General features: G+C 67.9%; 11 protein-coding genes, 2 tRNA genes and 2 pseudogenes. 11 read left to right on the top strand and 4 right to left on the bottom strand.

From position 1 onward, the window contains the following. Positions 1–94: 94 nt before the first annotated feature. From HL663_RS03995 to HL663_RS03965, 8 genes are all read left to right on the top strand, one after another. Complete coding sequence (locus tag HL663_RS03995) at positions 95–1,540, top strand: protealysin inhibitor emfourin (protein WP_173027166.1); 1,446 nt, start codon at positions 95–97, stop codon at positions 1,538–1,540. A 179-nt stretch (positions 1,541–1,719) separates the two neighbouring features. Continuing rightward, positions 1,720–3,018, top strand: coding sequence for an HSP90 family protein (locus HL663_RS03990; RefSeq protein ID WP_173027165.1), 1,299 nt, complete (start codon positions 1,720–1,722; stop codon positions 3,016–3,018). A 250-nt stretch (positions 3,019–3,268) separates the two neighbouring features. Continuing rightward, positions 3,269–5,386, top strand: a complete 2,118-nt coding sequence (gyrB, locus tag HL663_RS03985; protein ID WP_502709040.1) for a DNA topoisomerase (ATP-hydrolyzing) subunit B — start codon at positions 3,269–3,271, stop codon at positions 5,384–5,386. Positions 5,387–5,438: 52 nt separating this feature from the next. Next, positions 5,439–8,087 (top strand): DNA gyrase subunit A, encoded by a 2,649-nt coding sequence (gyrA, locus tag HL663_RS03980; protein ID WP_173027164.1) that lies wholly within the window; start codon positions 5,439–5,441, stop codon positions 8,085–8,087. Continuing rightward, entirely contained in the window at positions 8,084–8,644 is a 561-nt protein-coding gene (locus tag HL663_RS03975) for a DUF3566 domain-containing protein (protein WP_173027163.1), read from the top strand. The genes gyrA and HL663_RS03975 overlap by 4 nt, the downstream gene beginning before the upstream one ends. 196 nt (positions 8,645–8,840) lie before the next feature. Then, positions 8,841–8,917 (top strand) — tRNA-Ile (locus HL663_RS03970). 31 nt (positions 8,918–8,948) lie between these two features. Continuing rightward, a complete protein-coding gene (locus HL663_RS19085; protein WP_216842672.1) occupies positions 8,949–9,071 on the top strand; it encodes a DLW-39 family protein in 123 nt (40 codons plus the stop codon). Between the two features lie 31 nt (positions 9,072–9,102). Continuing rightward, a tRNA-Ala gene (locus HL663_RS03965) sits at positions 9,103–9,178 on the top strand. Positions 9,179–9,401: 223 nt separating this feature from the next. On the opposite strand, the pseudogene HL663_RS03960 reads toward HL663_RS03965, so the two are convergent. Next, positions 9,402–10,555: pseudogene (locus HL663_RS03960) on the bottom strand (IS3 family transposase). A 140-nt stretch (positions 10,556–10,695) separates the two neighbouring features. On the opposite strand from HL663_RS03960, the pseudogene HL663_RS03955 reads away from it, so the two are divergent. Further along, positions 10,696–11,882: pseudogene (locus HL663_RS03955) on the top strand (IS3 family transposase); the annotation flags it as partial. Positions 11,883–12,039: 157 nt separating this feature from the next. Here HL663_RS03955 and HL663_RS03950 read toward each other — a convergent pair. From HL663_RS03950 to HL663_RS03940, 3 genes are all read right to left on the bottom strand, one after another. Further along, complete coding sequence (locus HL663_RS03950; RefSeq protein ID WP_173027162.1) at positions 12,040–12,945, bottom strand: PD-(D/E)XK motif protein; 906 nt, start codon at positions 12,943–12,945, stop codon at positions 12,040–12,042. A 161-nt stretch (positions 12,946–13,106) separates the two neighbouring features. Then, a complete protein-coding gene (locus tag HL663_RS03945; protein ID WP_173027161.1) occupies positions 13,107–15,794 on the bottom strand; it encodes a Z1 domain-containing protein in 2,688 nt (895 codons plus the stop codon). Between the two features lie 115 nt (positions 15,795–15,909). Beyond that, a complete protein-coding gene (locus HL663_RS03940; protein ID WP_173027160.1) occupies positions 15,910–17,748 on the bottom strand; it encodes a DUF262 domain-containing protein in 1,839 nt (612 codons plus the stop codon). A 573-nt stretch (positions 17,749–18,321) separates the two neighbouring features. On the opposite strand from HL663_RS03940, the gene dcm reads away from it, so the two are divergent. Both dcm and HL663_RS03930 read left to right on the top strand, forming a co-directional pair. Continuing rightward, positions 18,322–19,800 (top strand): DNA (cytosine-5-)-methyltransferase, encoded by a 1,479-nt coding sequence (dcm, locus tag HL663_RS03935; RefSeq protein WP_286175915.1) that lies wholly within the window; start codon positions 18,322–18,324, stop codon positions 19,798–19,800. Between the two features lie 91 nt (positions 19,801–19,891). Beyond that, positions 19,892–20,275 (top strand): very short patch repair endonuclease, encoded by a 384-nt coding sequence (locus HL663_RS03930; protein ID WP_173027159.1) that lies wholly within the window; start codon positions 19,892–19,894, stop codon positions 20,273–20,275. Positions 20,276–20,281 lie beyond the last annotated feature (6 nt).

Genomic DNA, 20,281 nt, shown 5'->3' with positions numbered 1-20,281 from the left:
CTGAGGAACGACGGTGGTCGCGGTCCGGCGCAGTGGCGACCCTCGTGGTGGGCGCCGGGTCGCGGCTGTCGGTGGCCGGGTCCATCGTGGGGTGATGACGCACTCGCCCGCCCGCTGCTCGATCGTCCCGCCCTACCTGCTCGCCGCGCTCGCGGCGTCGGGTGACGACCACGTGGCCCGGCGCGCCGACGCGACGCTGCGCACCGACACCGAGCTGCGGCGCGGCCGTCGGACCGCCGAGGCCCGTCCCGGCGGCACGACGCTGCCCGGCGGGGCGGCGGGGACGGCAGCCGGGCCGCAGCGCACGGTCCACGACGCGCAGCAGGGCACGACGCTGCCTGGGGTGAGGGTGCGCGGCGAGGGCGAGCCGGCCACCGCCGACGTCGCCGTCACCGAGGCCTACGACGGGCTCGGCGCCACCTGGCAGCTGTGGCAGGACGCCTACGGGCGCAACTCCCTCGACGGCAAGGGTCTGCCGCTCGTCGCGACCGTCCACTACGGGCGCGACTACGACAACGCCTTCTGGGACGGCACCCAGATGGTCTTCGGCGACGGGGACGGCGAAATCTTCCTCGGGTTCACCCGCAGCCTCGACGTCATCGGCCACGAGCTCGCCCACGGGGTCACGCAGTACACGGCCGGCCTCACCTACCAGGGGCAGTCCGGCGCGCTCAACGAGTCGGTCTCCGACGTCTTCGGGGTGCTCGTCAAGCAGCACTCCCTCGGGCAGGACGCGGCGTCCGCCGACTGGCTCATCGGGGCCGACCTCCTCGCTCCGGGGGTCAAGGGGGTCGCACTGCGCTCGATGGCCGCCCCCGGCACCGCCTACGACGACCCGCGCCTGGGCAAGGACCCGCAGCCGGCGCACCTGCGCGACTACGTCGAGACGACCGAGGACAACGGCGGCGTCCACATCAACTCCGGCATCCCCAACAAGGCCTTCCACGACCTCGCGGTCGCGCTCGGCGGCAACGCCTGGGAGGTCGCCGGGCAGGTCTGGTTCGACACGATCGTCGGCGAGATCCGCGCCGACTGCGACTTCGCCACCTTCGCCGGGCTGACCCTCGCCGCCGCCACGGCCCGCCACGGCGAGGGCTCGCGCGAGGCCGAGGCCGTCCGGGCCGCGTGGACCGGGGTCGGTGTCGAGGTCGGCACCCCCGCGGGCTCGCCCGGCGCCCCCACCCCCGGGTCCCCCGCACCGGGCACGCCCGCCCCGGGGAACCCGGACGCCCCGTCGGCGCCCGCCCCCGGCACCGAGCTCGAGGTGCGCCGCACCGGCGGGTTCGCCGGGCGGACCCGCACCAGGACGGTCGCGCTCGGTGACCTCCCGGAGCCCGACGGCCAGGCCTGGCACGAGCTCATCGCCACCGACCGGCTGCGCGCGCTCGCCGCCGGCGTCGAGCGCGACTACCCCGACGCCTACTGCTACGGCGTGCGCTGCGCGGCGCCGGACCTCGACGTCACGGTGCCCGAGCCGGCCCTCACCGACGACGTGCGCGACCTCTTCGAGCGCACCCTGCGCCCCGGCGCGGACGGCTGACCCGCAGGTCACCGGCGTAGCGACGGCGGGTCGTTCGTTCGGCCGGACTCCCGGGACGACGGGGGGAGCCCGTCCGTGAGCGCGCCCGGAGCGCCCCGCAGGAGGGGCACCGTGGAGGGACTCTCGCCCCCACGGTGACCGCCATCCCCTGGTCGCCGTCCATCGGAACGGACTCCGACGTGAACGACCAGCCCTCCGGCCACGACCCCGGCCGCACCCCCCGCGACGCCGGTCCCCCGCGACCCGGGGCCGGTCGCGGCCCCGTCCGCGACCTCCTCGCGAGCGCGCTCGTCGGCATCGAGGCGCGGCGACGCGTCGACCCGGCGCACGTCGGCCGGGTGCGCGTCACGTCGGCCACCGGCGGCGGCCCGCTCGTCGTCCACGACGACGGGGTCGGCTTCACCCCGCAGGAGGTGCGCTGGCTGAGCGCCACGCCCCCGCCGGTCGAGCACGGGACGGTCCGCGAGGGCCTGCGCCGGTACGAGACCTCCCTCCTGTCCGCCTTCGCGGTCGCCGACGTCGTCGAGCTCGTGACCCGTTCCGCCCTCGTCCCGATGGCCCCGACGATGCGCTGGGTCGGCCTGCCCGACGGCACCGTGCTCGTCACCCTCGCCGACGAGCCCCTCGAGCGGCCGGGCACCGAGATCCGCCTGCACCCGCGCCGCTCCACGCGCTCCTGGTGCACCCCCGAGACCGTGCTCGAGCAGGTGCTCGACGTCATCGACCAGCTCCCCGTGGCCGTCGAGGTCGACGGCGTGCTCGTCTCGGGCGGCGCGACCCTCTGGGAGCGCCCGGCCCACGAGCAGCTCGAGTGGTGCCGCCAGCGGCTGGGCGTCGCCCCGCTCGCCGTCCTCCCGCTGCGCGCGTCGGTCTCCGGCCTGCGCGCCGTCGCGGCCGTCCTGCCCGCGACGGAGACCGAGGCGCCCGTGGCCCACCGCCGCTACGTCGACGGGATGCTCGCCGACGAGGGTCCGTCCGCGCTCGTGCCGGAGTGGATGTCCTTCTGCGTCGTCGTCGTCGACGACCGACGCGACGCCCTGACCGACCCGGCGCACGACGACCCCGAGGTCGCCGAGCGCATCGGCCGGGCGCTGCTCGCCCAGCTCATCCTGCTGCGCGCCACCGACCCCGCCACGCAGGCGGGCATCCTCGAGGCCCACGGGCCGGCCCTGGCCCGTCGGGCGCTGGAGTCCCGTGACCTCCTCGACCTCGTGCGCTCGACCGTCCCGCTGCCGACGACCCTCGGCCCCCGCACCCTCGACGAGCTGGCCGGCCACGGCAGCGTCCTGTTCACGGACGACCCCCAGGTCCTCTCCGCGGTGCACGGGGCGGCCGTCCGGGACGGTGTGGTCGTCGTCGACGCCACCCGCGAGCACGTCGCGACGCTGCTCGACGGGCTGGCCGCCGCCGACGCCTCGGCGCCGGCCGTGGTCCGCATCCGGGCGACCGTCGTCGACGTCTTCGGCGCCGCGTCCTGACCCGCTCGGGCGCGAGCCCGAGGAAGGCCGCTCAGCGCCGCTGGGAGCCCGCTCCGCGTGTGGGGAGTCGTGGACACCCGTGATGATCGGCGAGAACCGGCGCCACGGGCCTCCCAGCGGGTGCTCTGTCGTCCGCGAGCGGTAGGATGGGGCTCGACAGCGCGCCCGTGGGTGACCAGCCCGGGGGCGCGCGCCATGAGCCCCGGCCGGACGTGCACGTCCACCGGTGGCCACCCGACGAAGGAGCCCCGTGGCCGACCAGCCCGACACCCCCGACGTGCCCGCCGAGGACCTCGTGGTCCCGCCGCAGGAGGAGCAGGGGGCACCGGCCGCCGGCCCCGCCTACGACGCCTCCGCGATCACCGTGCTCGAGGGGCTCGAGGCCGTCCGCAAGCGCCCGGGCATGTACATCGGCTCCACCGGCGAGCGCGGCCTGCACCACCTCGTCTGGGAGATCGTCGACAACGCGGTCGACGAGGCCCTCGCCGGCTACGCCGACACCATCGACGTCATCCTCATGGAGGACGGCGCCGTCCGGGTCAAGGACAACGGCCGCGGCATCCCCACCGACATGCACCCGACCGAGGGCGTCAGCGCCGTCGAGCTCGTGCTCACCCAGCTGCACGCCGGCGGCAAGTTCGGCGGCGGCGGCTACAAGGTCTCCGGCGGCCTGCACGGCGTCGGCTCCTCGGTCGTCAACGCCCTCTCGACCCGCCTCGACGTCTGCGTGCGCCAGAAGGGCCGTGCGCACCGGATGTCCTTCGACCACGGCGTCCCGGTCGGCCCCCTCGAGACGATGGAGGAGACCGACCGCACCGGCACCACCATCACCTTCTGGGCGAGCCCCGAGATCTTCGAGACGACCGAGTACGACTGGGAGACCATCCGCTCGCGCTTCCAGCAGTACGCGTTCCTCAACAAGGGCCTGACGATCAACCTCGTCGACGAGCGGGTCACCGAGGCCGCGGGCCAGGGCGAGCCCGACCTCGACGGCGTCGACGCCGACATCACGGTCGTCGAGGACAGCGAGGACGCCGGCGCGGACGGCAAGGCCCGCACGACCACCGCGCGCTCGGTGTCCTACCGCTACGACAACGGCCTCGTCGACTACGTCGACCACCTCGTCTCCTCCAAGCGCAGCGACCCGGTGCACGCCGACGTCATCTCGATCGAGGTCGAGGACGAGGCGCGCAGCCTCTCCCTCGAGCTCGCGATGCAGTGGACGACCGCGTACTCCGAGTCGGTCCACACCTACGCGAACACGATCAACACCCACGAGGGCGGCACCCACGAGGAGGGCTTCCGCGCGGCGCTGACCAAGCTGGTCAACGACTTCGCGCGCAAGCAGAACCAGCTCAAGGAGAAGGACGACAACCTCACCGGCGACGACGTCCGCGAGGGCCTGACCGCCGTCATCAGCGTCAAGCTCGGCGAGCCGCAGTTCGAGGGCCAGACCAAGACCAAGCTCGGCAACTCCGAGGTCAAGGGCTTCGTCCAGCGCGCGATGACCGACGAGTTCGGCGCGTGGCTCGACAGCCACCCGAACGAGGGCCGCGAGATCGTCCGCAAGGCGATCCAGGCGGCGACCGCCCGGATGGCGGCCCGCAAGGCCCGCGAGGCCACCCGCAAGCGGGTGCTCGAGTCCGGCGGCCTGCCGGGCAAGCTGCGCGACTGCCAGGCCAAGGACCCCGCGATCTCCGAGGTCTTCATCGTCGAGGGCGACTCCGCCGGCGGCTCGGCCGTGCGCGGGCGCAACCCGCACACCCAGGCGATCCTCCCGATCCGCGGCAAGATCCTCAACGTCGAGCGCGCGCGCCTCGACAAGGCCCTCGCCAACCAGGAGGTCCAGGCCCTCATCTCGGCGTTCGGCACCGGCATCGGCGAGGACTTCGACATCGAGAAGGCCAGGTACCACAAGATCGTCCTCATGGCCGACGCCGACGTCGACGGCATGCACATCCGCACGCTCCTGCTCACGCTGCTCTTCCGGTTCATGAAGCCGCTCATCGAGGCCGGCTACGTCTACCTCGCGCAGCCGCCGCTGTTCCGCATCAAGTGGAGCAACGCCCCGCACGAGTTCGCCTTCACCGACCGGGAGCGCGACGCCCTCCTCGTCGAGGGCCAGAGCAAGGGCCGGCGCGTCCCCAAGGACAACCCGATCCAGCGCTACAAGGGTCTCGGCGAGATGGACTACCAGGAGCTGTGGGAGACCACGATGGACCCCGACCACCGGGTCCTGCTCCAGGTGACGCTCGACGACGCGGCCGCGGCCGACGAGATCTTCTCGGTGCTCATGGGCGAGGACGTCGAGAGCCGGCGCTCGTTCATCCAGCGCAACGCGCGCGACGTGCGCTTCTTGGACATCTGACGCGCCGCGTCCCCACCGACCTCTTCTGACGACCCGCTAGGCAAGGACCTCCATGACCGACCAGCCCGTCGAGACCGACCGCACGGAGCCGATCGACCTCAACACCGAGATGCAGCGCTCGTACATCGAGTACGCGATGTCGGTCATCGTCTCCCGCGCGCTGCCCGACGTCCGCGACGGCCTCAAGCCGGTGCACCGCCGCGTCCTCTACGCGATGTACGACGGCGGCTACCGCCCCGACCGCGGTTTCAACAAGTGCAGCCGCGTCGTCGGCGACGTCATGGGCCAGTACCACCCGCACGGTGACAGCGCGATCTACGACGCCCTCGTCCGGCTCGTGCAGGACTGGTCGCTGCGCTACCCGCTCGTCCAGGGCCAGGGCAACTTCGGCTCGCCCGGTGACGACCCGGCCGCCGCGCCGCGGTACACCGAGTGCCGGATGGCGCCGCTGTCGATGGAGATGGTCCGCGACATCGACCAGGAGACGGTCGACTTCAAGCCGAACTACGACGGCAAGACGCTCGAGCCCGAGGTCCTGCCCTCACGCTTCCCGAACCTGCTGGCCAACGGCAGCGCCGGCATCGCGGTCGGGATGGCGACGCAGATCCCGCCGCACAACCTGCGCGAGGTCGCGGCGGCCGCCGAGTGGATGCTCCGCCACCCCGACGCCTCCCGCGAGGAGGCGCTCGACGCGGTCATGAAGGCCATTCCGGGCCCGGACTTCCCGACCGGCGCGCTCATCATGGGCCACCGGGGCATCGACGACGCCTACCGCACGGGCCGCGGCTCGATCATCATGCGGGCGGTCGTCGAGGTCGAGGAGATCCACAACCGGCAGTGCCTCGTCGTCACCGAGCTGCCCTACCAGGTCAACCCGGACAGCCTCGCGCAGAAGATCGCCGAGCACGTCAAGGACGGCCGGCTCGCGGGCATCGCCGACATCCGCGACGAGACCTCGGGCCGCACCGGCCAGCGCCTCGTCATCGTGCTCAAGCGCGACGCGGTCGCCAAGGTCGTGCTCAACAACCTCTACAAGCACACCCAGCTGCAGACGACGTTCGGCGCGAACATGCTCGCCCTCGTCGACGGCGTGCCGCGCACGCTGCCGATCGACGCGTTCATCCGCTACTGGTGCGAGCACCAGGTCGACGTCATCCAGCGGCGCACGGCCTACCGGCTGCGCAAGGCCGAGGAGGAGATCCACATCCTCCGCGGCTACCTCAAGGCGCTCGACATGCTCGACGAGGTCATCGCGCTCATCCGCCGCAGCCCGACCGTCGAGGAGGCCCGCAACGGCCTCATCGCGCTCCTCGAGATCGACGAGATCCAGGCGCGGGCGATCCTCGACCTGCAGCTGCGCCGCCTCGCGGCCCTCGAGCGGCAGAAGATCATCGACGACCACGACAAGCTGCAGGAGCAGATCGAGGACTTCAAGGACATCCTCGCGACGCCCGGCCGCCAGCGCGACATCATCTCCGACGAGCTCGGCGCCATCGTCGAGAAGTTCGGCGACGAGCGCCGCACGACGATCATGCCGACCGACGGCGACATGTCGATGGAGGACCTCATCCCCGAGGAGGACGTGGTCGTCACCATCACGCGCGGCGGCTATGCCAAGCGCACCCGGGTCGACGCGTACCGCTCGCAGCGGCGCGGCGGCAAGGGCGTGCGCGGGGCGGCCCTGCGCGGCGAGGACATGGTCGACCACTTCTTCACGACGACCTCGCACCACTGGCTGCTCTTCTTCACCAACCTCGGCCGGGTCTACCGCGCCAAGGCGTACGAGCTGCCGGACGCCGGCCGTGACGGCAAGGGCCAGCACGTCGCGAACCTCATGGCCTTCCAGCCGGGCGAGCAGATCGCCCAGGTGCTGGCCATCCGCTCCTACGAGGACGCGCCGTACCTGCTCCTCGCGACGCGGGCCGGCTTGGTCAAGAAGACCCGCCTCTCGGAGTACGACAGCCCCCGGGCCGGCGGCCTCATCGCCGTCAACCTGCGCGACGGCGACGAGCTCGTCGGGGTCGGGCTGGTCCAGGCCGAGGACGACCTGATGCTCGTCTCGCGCAAGGGGCAGTCGGTGCGCTTCCACGCCGACGACGCCACGCTGCGCCCGATGGGTCGCGCCACCTCGGGCGTCACGGGCATGAAGTTCCGTGACGGCGACGAGCTGCTCTCGATGTCGGTCGTCGCCGAGGGCGAGGACCCGGACGTCTTCGTCGTCTTCGAGTCCGGTCTGGCCAAGCGCTCCAAGGCGTCGGAGTGGAACGTCAAGGGGCGCGCCATCCTCGGGGTCGCCGTCGCGAAGCTGTCCGACAAGGGCGGCGACCTCGTCGGGGCGCTGACCGTCGACGACGGCGACGAGGTGCTCGTCGTCTTCGAGAAGGGCAACATCGTCCGCTCGCGCGTCGACGAGGTGCGCCTGACCGGCCGCAACACGATGGGCGTGCAGTTCGCCAAGCCGGGCCGCAACGACGCGATCGTCGCGGTGACCCGCAACCCCGAGAAGGAGGTCGAGGAGGCCGTCGAGGCGGCCGAGGAGGCCTCTGCCGAGGTCCAGGGCGGCGAGGGTGACGAGGTGGTCACGACTGTCTCGACCCCGGGTGGCGAGATCGCGGGTGCGGTCGACGATGCCGTACCGTCGGACGCGACGTCGACCGACGACTCGTCGGACGACGACGCAGACCGAGGAGGCCGTGAGTGAGCACCGCAGACAGCGCCGGACGCCCCGCGCGTCCGTCGGGTGCCCAGCGCCCGGCCCGTCAGGATGCCGCCACCGTGCAGCGTGAGGCCACCCGCCCGGTCGCGACCGGCCGCGAGGCCGCGCCGGCCGGTGCCACCGGATCCGCGGCTGCTGCCGCCGGCGCGGCGACCAAGGCCGCTCCCCGGCCGGCGTCCTCGCGTCGCGTCAAGCTGACCGTCTCGCGCATCGACCCGTGGTCGGCGATGAAGATGTCGTTCCTGCTGTCGGTGGCCCTCGGGATCGCCCTCGTCGTCGCGACGGTCGTCCTCTGGACGGTCCTCGACGCGATGGGTGTCTTCGACAAGGTCAACGGGGTGATCGGCCAGATCATCCAGGACGGTGGCACGAAGTTCGACATCCTCGACTTCGTCGGCTTCACCCGCGTCACGTCGCTCTCGATCGTCATCGCGGTCGTCGACGTCATCCTCATCACCGCGATCGCCACGCTCGGGGCGTTCCTCTACAACCTCTCCTCCGCCCTCGTCGGCGGCGTGCACCTCACCCTCACCGACGACTGAGGCCGCGGTGGTCGGCCGGCCTGCCGCCCCTCTCGGACCGCCCACGAACGTGTGTGAAGACCGTCGTCATGACGACGGTCTTCACACACGTTCTGCGCTCCCCGGGCCGCGTCCGACCCCCGTTTTGGGGAGCGGGCACGGCATCGGGTAATCTCGTGCACCGCGCCTCCTGAGAGGTGCGACGCCGGTCGGTGACGGGCCTATAGCTCAGACGGTTAGAGCGCTTCCCTGATAAGGAAGAGGCCACAGGTTCAAGTCCTGTTAGGCCCACCACCCGACCTCCCCGGCTCCCAGGTGGTGTTCCGTGAAGAAGTTCCTCGTCCTCCTCGCCTCCGCGGCAGGGGCGTTCGCGCTCAACAAGCAGATCAAGGGCAAGCAGGCCGAGAACCGGCTCTGGGCCGAGGCGACGGACACCCCGCAGGGCTGACGCCCACCCCGCCGCCCGCGCGCGGCACCCGGGGGCCATGGCGCAATTGGTAGCGCACCTGCTTTGCAAGCAGGGGGTTAGGGGTTCGAGTCCCCTTGGCTCCACCACATCTCAGAGGCCCTTGCTGCTCGGCGGTGAGGGTCTCTAACGCGTTCGTACCCAGAGAAGTACTTCAGAGAGCGACGCCCGCACGTCGATGCGGCTGCAGTCGCCAACCCGCCTACGGTGTCGGTGGCGATTGAGGAGCCCCACTCACACCACCCCGGCTGTGGGGGCACGCGCCGCAGGTGACCTGCCCTACACCTTGGTTTCCACAGTCGGTGGTGAGTCTTAGGCGGGTTGGGGTGTCTTCTCGGAGAGTAGTTCGTGCTCGATCGGGGTGCGGTAGCCGAGCGAGGAGTGCCGGCGTTGGCGGTTGTAGAAGATCTCGATGTAGTCGAAGATCGCGTTGGAGAGTTCGAGGCGGGTCTTCCACTTCTTGCGGTTGAGCAGCTCGGTCTGCATCGAGGACCAGAACGACTCCATCATCGCGTTGTCCAGGCCGTCGCCGACGCTGCCGAAGGAGGGCATGAGCCCCGTGGAGCGGATGGCTTCGCCGAAGGCCCACGACGTGAACTGGACTCCGTGATCGGCGTGGACGATGCCGCCGGGTTCGGGGCGTCGGTTGCGGATGGCCATGTCGAGGGCGTTGATGACCAGCGTGGTGTCCTGGCGGGAGTCGATGGACCAGCCGATGATCCGCCGGCTGAAGGCGTCCAGGACCGCGGCGCAGTAGACCTTGCCTTCACGCGTGGGGTGTTCGGTGATGTCCGTGACCCACAGCTCGTTCGGCCGCAGCCGGTGGAACTTGCGGTTGACCAGATCGTCCGAGGTGACCACTCCTCGAAGCCGTTTGACCCGTGCCGGGCCCGGTAGCCCGCAGATCCCAGCCTGGGTCATCAGGACCGAGACCAGGCGCGAGCTGACGTGGACGTCCATCGCCATGGTCAGCTCGGCGTGCACCCGCCGGTAGCCGTAGGTGCCCCGGGAGGCGATGTGGATCTCGCGAATCAAGCCGGTGAGCCATTGACGGCGCAGCGCGGTCTTCGACAAGGCGCGACGCTTGTACCGGTAGTAGCCCTGCCGAGAGACGCCCAGGACGGTGCAGCTGTTGTCGATGGGGATCCCGGCGTCGGCCAGTCGGTCGATCACCGGGTGAACCCTTTTGGGTGGGGCTTGTCCTCCGCCAAGAACTTCGAGGCCTGGCGCAGGATGGCCAGCTCGGCCTCGAGCTCTCGGATCCGCTTCCGGGCGGCACGCAGGTCGGCGGACTCGCTCGTGGGGACGCCCGTGATCTCGCCGCGGTCGATGCGGTCCTGCTTGAGCCACTCGTGCAGGCAGCCGGCGCTGATGCCGAGCTCATAGGCGGTCTGCTTGATCTGTTTCCCGGACCGGACCAGCGCGATCGCGCGAGCCCGGAACTCGGGTGGGTAGGGACGAGGCACTGTCGGAGCCTTTCAGCAAGGCCCTCGACTCGCCACCACATCTGGAAACCAACCTGAGGGGCAGGTCATCTGGAAACCAACCTGAGGGGCAGGTCAACCGATCTGTGGCGTTGTGAAGCGCTGCTGGAAGGATGTGCACCGTGCCCAAGCCCTATCCCCAGGAGTTCCGCGACGACGTCGTGCGAGTGGCTGGTCAGCGTGAGGATGGCGTCACGTTGAAGCAGGTCGCGAAGGACTTCGGGATCTCGGAGTCGTGTCTGACGAACTGGATGACCCAGGCCGACCGCGACGCCGGGATCAAGCCCGGCGCCGATCGGGAGGAGCTGGCCGAGCTGCGTGAGCTCAAGCGGCGCAACCGGCTGCTGGAGCAGGAGGTCGAGGTCCTACGCAGGGCGGCGGCGTATCTCTCGCAGGCGCACCTGCCGGGAAAATGATGTACCCGCTCGTCCGCGAGCTGGCCGCCGACGGGATCCCCGTGACGGTGACGTGTCGGGTGCTGAAGATCGCGCGGGCGCCGTACTACCGGTGGCTCGAGGCACCCGTCACCGACGCCGACCTGGTTGCGGCCTACCGCGCGAACGCCCTGTTCGACGCTCACCACGACGATCCGGAGTTCGGGTACCGCTACCTGCACGACGAAGCGGGTGATGCCGGCGAGGTCATGTCGGCACGGACCGCGTGGCGGCTGTGCTCGCAGCAAGGCTGGTGGTCGGCCTTCGGCAAGCCCAAGCGGGGCGCTTCCAAGCGGCCTGGCCCGCCGGTCCACGACGACCGCTGCGCCGTGACCGACAAGCACGGCGTGACCCGCCACGTGTTCGCCGCCGACGCCCCGAACCAGCTGTGGCTGACCGACATCACCGAGCACCGCACCGGCGAAGGGAAGCTCTACCTGTGCGCGGTCAAGGACGCCTACTCCAACCGCATCGTCGGCTACTCGATCGACTCGCGGATGACGTCCCACCTCGCGGTCGCCGCCCTGGCCAACGCCGCCGCGCGACGCGCTGACGTCGCCGGCTGCGTTGTCCACTCCGACAGGGGGTCCCAGTTCCGAGCACAGAAGTACGTCCACGCCCTGCATCGCCACGAGATGGTCGGATCGATGGGTCGGGTCGGTGCCTGCGGCGACAACGCTGCCATGGAGTCCTTCTTCTCCCTGCTGCAGAAGAACGTCCTGAACCGCCGCCCCTGGGCCACCCGCCAAGAGCTGCGCATCGCGATCGTCACCTGGATCGAACGCACCTACCACCGCCGCCGCAGGCAGGACTCCCTCGGTCGATTGACCCCCATCGAGTACGAGACCATCATGACCACACCGGCCACTCAGGCCGCCTGCCCCAACCTGTCACCTATCGGTGAAGCAGTCCCGTCCCGCCATCTTCGATCCGTCGGGTATGCCTCGAAAGGTGTTGTAGTTGAGGGACTTCCGCGCTGCGCCGTGCACTCCCCTCATATGCGAAGGCGCCCGACAACGCAGTGGCCCCGCCCTAGTTGCTGATGGCCAGCACGTGTGCCGCTGCCTCGGCGAGGCCGGTGGTGGGGTTCAGTGAGCCGTTCACCTGCAGGGGCAGACGGATTCGGTAGCTCACGGACTCCGGGACCAAGTCCATGCCTGCCAGGACATCGCTGCGTGGGAGGCGGATCCGGGAGTCGGTCATGTCGTACAGCCGCACGAACGACGTCGAAAACGGCCGTCTGAACTCAGGCGCGATCTCCGGAGAGTCATGGTCGTATCCACGTCCGGCGGATCCCGCATAGCCACTGATCCGGCCGAGGAACTCCGCTCGGTCTCCGGCACTGAGAGTGCTGATCAAGTTCGACACGATCTTGTGCAGTGTGAACCCCATCGGCTGATCGGTGGGTAGCCAGACCAACCCGACACTCAGCAGGAAGAGACCAATTTCCTGCACTCCCCCCACGGAATTTCCGAGCTCGACCTGGTGGGGCCCCTGAATGTGATGTTCCGATGCGGCCTTCGTGGTGGTCTTGATTTCCACACCTATCGAGCCGAGCTGGAGGTCCCTACTCGACCGCCGGTGTCCGGCCCACGACTGCATCAGTATCTGCGGTGCGGCTTCGGGATCGGCGCGAGTCAGGGCATCTAAGAAGAGCAGCTCACCGCACAGACCCAGGAGTGCATCAGCGTCAACCGACGCACCGGTGAGTGCGAGGTCGATGATCTCCTCGCTCCGACTGAAGGCACCCGGCACGTTGTCATCGACGTTGTTCAGCTGAAGTTCCGCGCAGATGAACGCGGCCACGCGATCGAAGTGTGGCTCGTTCGGCAACAGCAGCCGATTGGCGCTCAGGCCCTCGCCATCAACCGTGGCCCACTCGTGGTGCTCAAGATGCTTCGCGACGCCCGGCCGTGAGGCTTGGAGGGGTTCACCCACCAGGAACACTTCTATGGCCCCACTTGAGGACCGCGCGAACCCGAGGGCGCGGCTGGCAGAAGTCCATTCCACATCCCGGGAATCCGCAACTGATGCGGGAACGCTTCCCGCAACTCGCTCCCGGAGTTCCTCGTAGATCGCGTCTCTTGAGTGCCCGTTAGTCACGTTAGGTCCTCTGTGGCGACGGCGGAGACTTGGTCTGGGCCGCCGAGGGGTAAGCACAGTCCGACTGCCAACGAGAACGACTCATTCTTGTGAGCGATCGGGTGGAAGAGCACGAGCCCAGGCTCGCCTGGGGGACGTGCCGAGCCCCAGGATCCCCGTACCGGCACGGGTTCGCCTCGGGCGAAGTAGTCGATGTATTCGTCGCCGGGATACCGCTCAGACGCCTCAACGTCCGATACATGCGTGCCTGCCGACCCCCGAGAGCCCCAGGTGGCGCGGAGGGCACCGGTGGCGGTGACCTCCCGCCCCATTGTCCTCACTGGGTGGCCAAGGTTCGCCAGTGGGCCGTTGGCGACGTGCGGGCCCCGCCCAAAGCGGAGCGCGACCCGGAAGTGGGGTCGAGCGGTCGCCCTCTGCTGGAGATCCACAAGGCCCCAGGGACCGAATGGCGGGTCTGTCGTCACGAGCCCTGGGGCGCGCCTGGACAGCGCGGCCGACCAGGCGCGCAGGTACGCGGCTATCGCGTATGGGGAATTGCTGCCTAGGTCGATCCCATCGGACACAAACGGGGCCCGGTACAGCGGGTACTCGGAGTCTTGCGCGGTCAGCCCTAGGTGGTTGCCGAGAGACTGCCAGCGCTTTGAGTCGCGTCCGGAGGTTCCGGGCCCGTGGTCTCGGTAGGTGAGGCAGTCTAGGAGCTCCGCGGTCCCAAGGAGATCTAGGTCCTCGCGCAGGATGAGCCCAAGGTCGCGCCCATTCTTCGCCGACACCACGTCGTACCCCCGCCCTAGAAGGTCAGCGACGAGCTCAGCGTTGTCGGAGTCGCACTCGGGAGAGTTCATGTGCCGAATGAATGGGGTCGCTTCCGGCCAGATGGCCACAGGGGTGACATTGGCGATCTTGCCGGTTGCGGCGAAGTTGTAGCCCTGCAGAACACTCACGGCTGTGGAGGGCCCCCCTGGCTGGTTCATGGCGGCCATGATGTCTCTCCGCAATGCCTCGTCGGCCTCGTGGTAGGCACTGAACAGCTCTAGCTGCCCGGGCGTCAGGAAGACTCTGCAGAGCTCGATGAAACTGCCTCGATAGCCGAACCAACGTTGCATCTGCATCTGGGTGTCCGCGAGCGGCGTATCGCTGTGTCGGGTGAACAGCGTGGTTGTAAGACCTTCGAGCGTGAGCCCCCGGGCCATCACGTTTCCAGAGACGAAGATCGTCGAGTGGTTGGGAGGCGGTCCCCAAGTATGCCCGACCCGGCTCAGCTCGAATTCCGGTCTGTCGTCTGCGGTCTCGTCGCTGTTGATGACCGCCAACTGGGTGCCGGGCACCACCTCTTCGAGGAGGAGCCGGCGGATCTCGTCCCAGTCTTCGGTTCCCGGAACACGGGCCTTCTCCGGGAGAGAAAGGGCCGTGTAACAGCGGTGTGCAGCGTCTGCGAAGTCCCGGATCCAGCTCTGCCATTTCTCAGGCTCATCGTCGATCTGAGTCTGAATGCCCTTCACTGACAGCTCGCGTTCCCCCGCATCGATACGGGCGCGCGCTTGCCGGCGGTCCGATCCGTCCGACCACGCGAGAACCTGTGCGGCGACATCGAAATGGTCGTCCTTGGCCGAAGACGGGTGGATCAGCATCGACCCTGGTGCCGCGAAGGAGGACAGTGCTTCAGCCTTGGTGCCAAATCGAACCCCTCGTGCGGAGTGGGGACCTATTCGCTCAGGGGCGCGCCAGAGGCGCACGGCGGAGCCGACGAGGAAGGCCCGTATCGCGTTGACAAACACCTCGTCGGGCGGGTCCTCTGTGCGGCACAGGGGCACCGAACTGAGGGACCTATAGAACATGTCGCCCCCCGTGTACCAGGACTTGAGCCCGGCCGCGTCGGTGTAAGACGGTGACCGCGGCTCTACTTCTCCGCGTTGCGCCGGGGTGCGCAGGCTGATCGCGAAGTCACGTGGCGCCAGAGGGTTCGAGGCGTCTTGAAGGAAGTTGGCTTGGGGGGTGGCGGTATAGGCGATGTACGTGGCGTAGAGGTTGGCCTGGCTGGTTTCGCCGGGGGCAATACGTGCCTCCCAAAGGTCTGCGATCCGTCGGGGAACCTGTTTGGTGTCCGCCAGGGACACTCCGGTTCGGGCCTCGGTCACCGCGTCCAGGATGGATGAGTCGTCTGCCTCATCGTCGATCACGAGAATGTGGAAAGCGTCCCCCCGTTGTGCGGCTGCGGGAAAGACGGACTTGTGGAGGGTCGCGGCCATGCGCTCCAGGTGGAACACGTTCTTCATGACCACCGCGACGATAGGCAGGCGCCCGGACACTGCCTTTCGGCCGAGCGGACCGGTCAGGGCGTAGAGGGTGGCGAGGTCCGGAGCCTGCTGTCCACGGTTCAGGACAGCTCGGTTAGGCACGAACACCCGTCTGGACCACGGTTGATCGAGAGTATCGAGTTGGGCCACTAAGCGCTCGAACGTCTGCTGCCAGAGTGCCGTTCGCGTGCCGGCGAGAACAACGACGGCGTCGACCTTGGCGTCGAGAGCCTTCGCGATCACGGCGAGCATCGACGCGGTCTTTCCAGACTGAACTGCTCCCATAACCACACCGCTGCGCTCGCGTGAAGCTGGCCACGAGCCACTGCCAGGCGAGCCCACTCCGAACACGCCCTCGTCGATGATGAACTGCGCATCGTCGTCGATCACCTTGAGGCTCGTGGGTGAGATCCCCTGAGCCGTAAGTTGTTTGGAGTAGCTGGACCACCAATCGACTGGGCCCTCACCGATCGGCGTAACCAGATGTGTGACGCCGAATGGTGAACTACTGGTGCTCATCTGCCGTAGGTGCGAGGCCCGTGAGCGCTTGGAGGCCTGAAGACCCGAAGCGACTGGCAACGCTGCCATCGGCCTCATCCGGGGCGACCCCGAGAATGTCGAGCAGCTCGGTCACAACCCCGGCGATGAACTTCCACTGCTCTCGTGTCTGAGTCTTGGCGGGGCGTCTCCAGTCCGCAGACCGTTCGCTTATGGCTTCGAGAGACTCCTCAAGACGCTGTTCGAACTTCTCGTCCAGCACGACTGCGGCGGCGCTAAAGGCGATGAGCGTGGCCACCAACTGCAACTCCTGCCATTTCGACTTTTCTTGTGCGTTCTTGAACTTCGGTGACCAGATGTCGTCAGGGATCACCGCGTGAGCATCGAGCGCGCGGTCCAATAAGCGCATAGTGTCTCGGACGCGGTCCGAATTGCGCAGCGGATCCGCCGTGTTGTCGTCGATCCGTTTTAAGAGGGCGTTGACCTGAGCCGCGGTGGAACGGCTGGGTGCCTTGCCGTCGTTGAAGAGCAGGGCGGCGGCCACCCAGGAAAGGAGTTTAGTGCGCTTGTATCCGGCCTTTGCGAAGCCGTAACTGTCCAGAACCTCGGGCGTCGACGCAAGTTCCTCCCAGACCTCGGAGAGGAAGGGTGCGACCGCATCGACCTCCTCGGAGTCCCCGGCGGTCACGAGCAAGGCGCGCATAAAGTCCAGGTTGTGATAAAGGGCGTTGCGGATCTCTTCCGCGTTGAGGTGCTTGCCTTGCTTGTTGTAGAGGCTGAACACTTCGTGAATCTGGTCGCTCGTAACGGTCTCGTAGACGATGACGGGGACGCGATACTTGGAGTTGGGTTTCTCAAAAAGAGAACTCACGGGACGGGGCTCGCCCACGACGTCAATCGTCTGGTCGCGGATCTCGCAGAAGTAGCGTCCTTTGAGATTCTCGAGACCGGACAACGGCTTGACGTCGCCCGTCCTCAGCGGGAAGGGGAAGTAGTAGTCCCGAGCTACTCCTTCTGTCAGCGTCTGAGACTCGTTCGCACGCCACAGCTTCTTGAACTGGGGGTAGTCAGTCTGGAAGATCTGGACGAGACCAGGATGACCCCATAGCGCTTCCTTCTCTCGCACCAGATCGAGGGCTCGAGGATGGCGGCCGACGAAGCGAAGGATCGAGGTCAAGCGCTGCTTACCGTCAACCGTCTCATACATGACCCGTTGGTTCAGGGTGCGTTGCAGGAGGATCACCGAAGGCAGCGGGATGCCTCGAAGAATGGACTCGATGAGCTGCTGGGCGGTTGTGGTTGGCCAGACGTCCGCACGCTGGTAGGACGGGCTGAGGCTCAGTTCCCCGTCCGTCGCATAGCCGACGAACTCTGAGACTGGCCATGTGCTCGCCTCAGCCTTGATCGGCCCGCTGCCCTCGTTCTCTTGCTCTTCGTCGACTTCACCCCAGCCAGCGAGCCATGACTGCGTCGCGCTTGCTCTGGTGGCTCCGCCCTCGGCCTCGGACTCGAGGACCTCTTCGAACTGCTTGCGGAACTGCGATGCGAGATCGAGTCTCCCCGCCAATTTTGGCAGAACAAGTGATTCGTCGGCGGTCTCAGGCTCGCCTAGGCCTGTCGCGAGACTTCTCAAGAACGCCTCAGGGGAAGTTTCGTCCAGATTGTTTTCGAGTCGAAGCCATCCCTGAATCTGGACTAGGCACTGGCGCCACGTGCCGGTTGCGAACGACACCGCTTCGGGCTCGATCTCCGTCGTCGGCTCAAACTCTGTGGGCGTCAGGCCGGGTCGGGACAGCCTCGCGATCCCCTCTGAAATGTTTTGCCTGGTGTCGCTGAGTTCATCCACTGCTTGCTCGTCTCCTGCACTCGTGCTGTAGGTCCTAGAGGAAGGTCGTTCGCCCGACGAGGTGGAGCCTGCGCCGCGAAGGTCCGACGACTGATCGGCTAGCAGGCGCCCGGCGCCCTCCAGCAGCCGATTGAGTCCGACGAGGGTGATGGTGTCTCCTCGTGAGTAGCACTCTTCGTCCCACGTCGCGCCAACTGAATCAGCTACCCGTCGGCCGCACTCGACCTTTCCTGGTGTCGTTCTGAGATCCAAGCCGACGGCGCGGCCTAGCGCCTCGAGTGCCGAGCGCTTCTCCTTGCTCCCAGGTCCGATGGGCTCGGGTGCCACCCCACCGAGGACATACATCCTCGCCACGGCCTCTGCTTTCGATGCTGCACTCGAGTAGCCCACGTCAGCGCATCCCCCTGGTCACCGCATCGACCCTACTGATCCGTGGCCTTCCGACCAGTAGTGACGCGCAGCATTGGCGAATTGATCCCAACGTCAGTGGCCGCAGCTAAGCTTCGGATGGACCGGGCAAGGGCCTCGGCGACCCCGATTGCGCTGTGGTCGGTGAGCTGGCAAGCTTTGAGAGTGGGAGACGACATGAGCTTGGCTGGATCGCAACCGTTCCGCTACATCGATCTGTTTGCCGGGATCGGCGGCTTTGCCGCGGCACTCCAGGCGTTCGGCGGAGAGTGCGTGTACTCGATCGAGAAGGACCCGGCGGCTGCCGGGGTGTACGAGCGCAACTGGGGGCACTCACCTCTGGGAGACCTCACCGATCACGCGAACGACACCGTCATGGTCGTTCCTGAGCACGACGTCTTGGTGGCCGGCTTCCCGTGTCAGCCGTTCTCCAAGTCGGGCGCACAGCGTGGCATGGAGGAGACGCGAGGCACGCTCTACTGGAACATCCTGAAGGTGATCCAGGCGCACCATCCGACGATCGTGGTCCTCGAGAACGTCAAGAACTTGGCGGGCCGGCGACACGAGCACGAGTGGAAGGTCATAATCGACACGCTTCGCGAGGCGGGCTACAGGGTGTCGGACAAAGCGGTGGTGCTCTCTCCTCATCGCCTTCCGCTCGAGCTGGGAGGGCGTCCGCAGGTCCGTGAGCGCGTGTTCATCACGGCCACGTATGACCCCGAGGGCCTCTTGAGCCATGAGGATGTCGAGACGCCGCTCGCCTACATGAAGCTGCGAGGGCGCGGTGACGACTGGAGTGTCGCGGCAGACCTTCCCCTTGTGGAGGGAGAAGTCCCTGGGACGTCGTTGACAAGGGACGAGATGCAGTGGATCGATGCGTGGGATGACTTCGTCACGATGATGTGGCCGGTAGTGCGTTCGCAGGCCTTGCCCAGTGGCAGGCTTCCCGCGCTGCCCGGATTCCCTCTCTGGTACGACCGGTGGATCGATATCGAAGCACTGACCTCATGGGCTGCGGGCGCTGCGAGGATGCCCTACCGGCGTCAACTGGAGCTCCCGGACCAGTGGGAAGACGTCCCAGCCTGGAAGCAGACTTTCTTGGTCAAGAACGCGCAGTTCTACTCGCAGCACAAGGACAAGCTAGACGCGTGGGCCCATGAGCACGGCGTCGCGTCGTTTCCTGCGTCCCGGCGCAAGCTCGAGTGGCAGGCGCAGCAGACAGAGTCGCTGTGGGAGTGCGTTCTTCAGCTGCGACCGTCCGGGATCCGAGCGAAGCGTGCAACCCACCTGCCGGCGCTCGTCGCAATCACTCAGACGTCCATCCTTGGTCAGCAGCGCCGCCGCCTCTCGACCGGCGAGGCGGCGTTGTTGCAGGGGCTTCCTGAGACATTCGACTTCGGTCCACAGTCGCCGGCTGAGACGTACAAGCAACTCGGCAACGGTGTGAATGTCGGAGTCGTCTGGAACGTCCTGCGTGCCCACGCACAGCGTGATCGCGAGATCTTGATGAGCACCGACGAGGGACGAGCGCTCTATCGGAACCTCGTGGAGGAGGCTGACGGCGGGCCAGACGAGCGGGTGAAGGAGGCTTTGGCTGCAGGGCAAGCCCGCTACTGCCGCTCTCAGATGGCCGTTGCCGTCTGAGAGCGTCGCCGCCATAGGCCGCGGCGAGCCGCCGGTGCCGCAGCACGTCCCGGCTCATCCGGGTGCGTCCTCGGCGGTTGTGTCGCGGCGCATGAGCACAGCGAAGCGGAGAGACACAGCACCTGAGGTGGCCCTTCGGCGTGAGCTGCACGCGCGCGGCCTCCGTTATCGGACAAACGTTCCGGTACCACAGCAAAGACGACGGACGATCGACGTCGCGTTCACGCGAGCCAAGGTAGCGGTATTCGTCGACGGATGTTTCTGGCACGGCTGTCCAGAGCACGGCACCCGACCACGCGCCAACAGCGAGTGGTGGGCGAAGAAGCTGACCGCGAATCAGGCCCGTGACCGCGACACTGATCGACTGCTCGTCGACCTCGGATGGCACGTCATCCGCGTCTGGGAGCACGAAGCGCCTCAGGCCGCTGCCGATCGCATCATCCGGGACGTCCACGACCGTTCTCCGCGGAGGTGAGAAGAA

The sequence above is a fragment of the Arthrobacter sp. NEB 688 genome (assembly GCF_013201035.1).
Taxonomy (GTDB): domain Bacteria; phylum Actinomycetota; class Actinomycetes; order Actinomycetales; family Dermatophilaceae; genus Phycicoccus.
This window is presented reverse-complemented; position numbering and strand designations above follow the sequence as displayed.

Bases quoted from the DNA above. Each gene is read 5' to 3' on its own strand.
- HL663_RS03995 (WP_173027166.1), top strand. From the start codon at position 95: ATGACGCACTCGCCCGCCCGCTGCTCGATCGTCCCGCCCTACCTGCTC.
- gyrA (WP_173027164.1), top strand. From the start codon at position 5,439: ATGACCGACCAGCCCGTCGAGACCGACCGCACGGAGCCGATCGACCTC.
- HL663_RS03930 (WP_173027159.1), top strand. From the start codon at position 19,892: ATGAGCACAGCGAAGCGGAGAGACACAGCACCTGAGGTGGCCCTTCGG.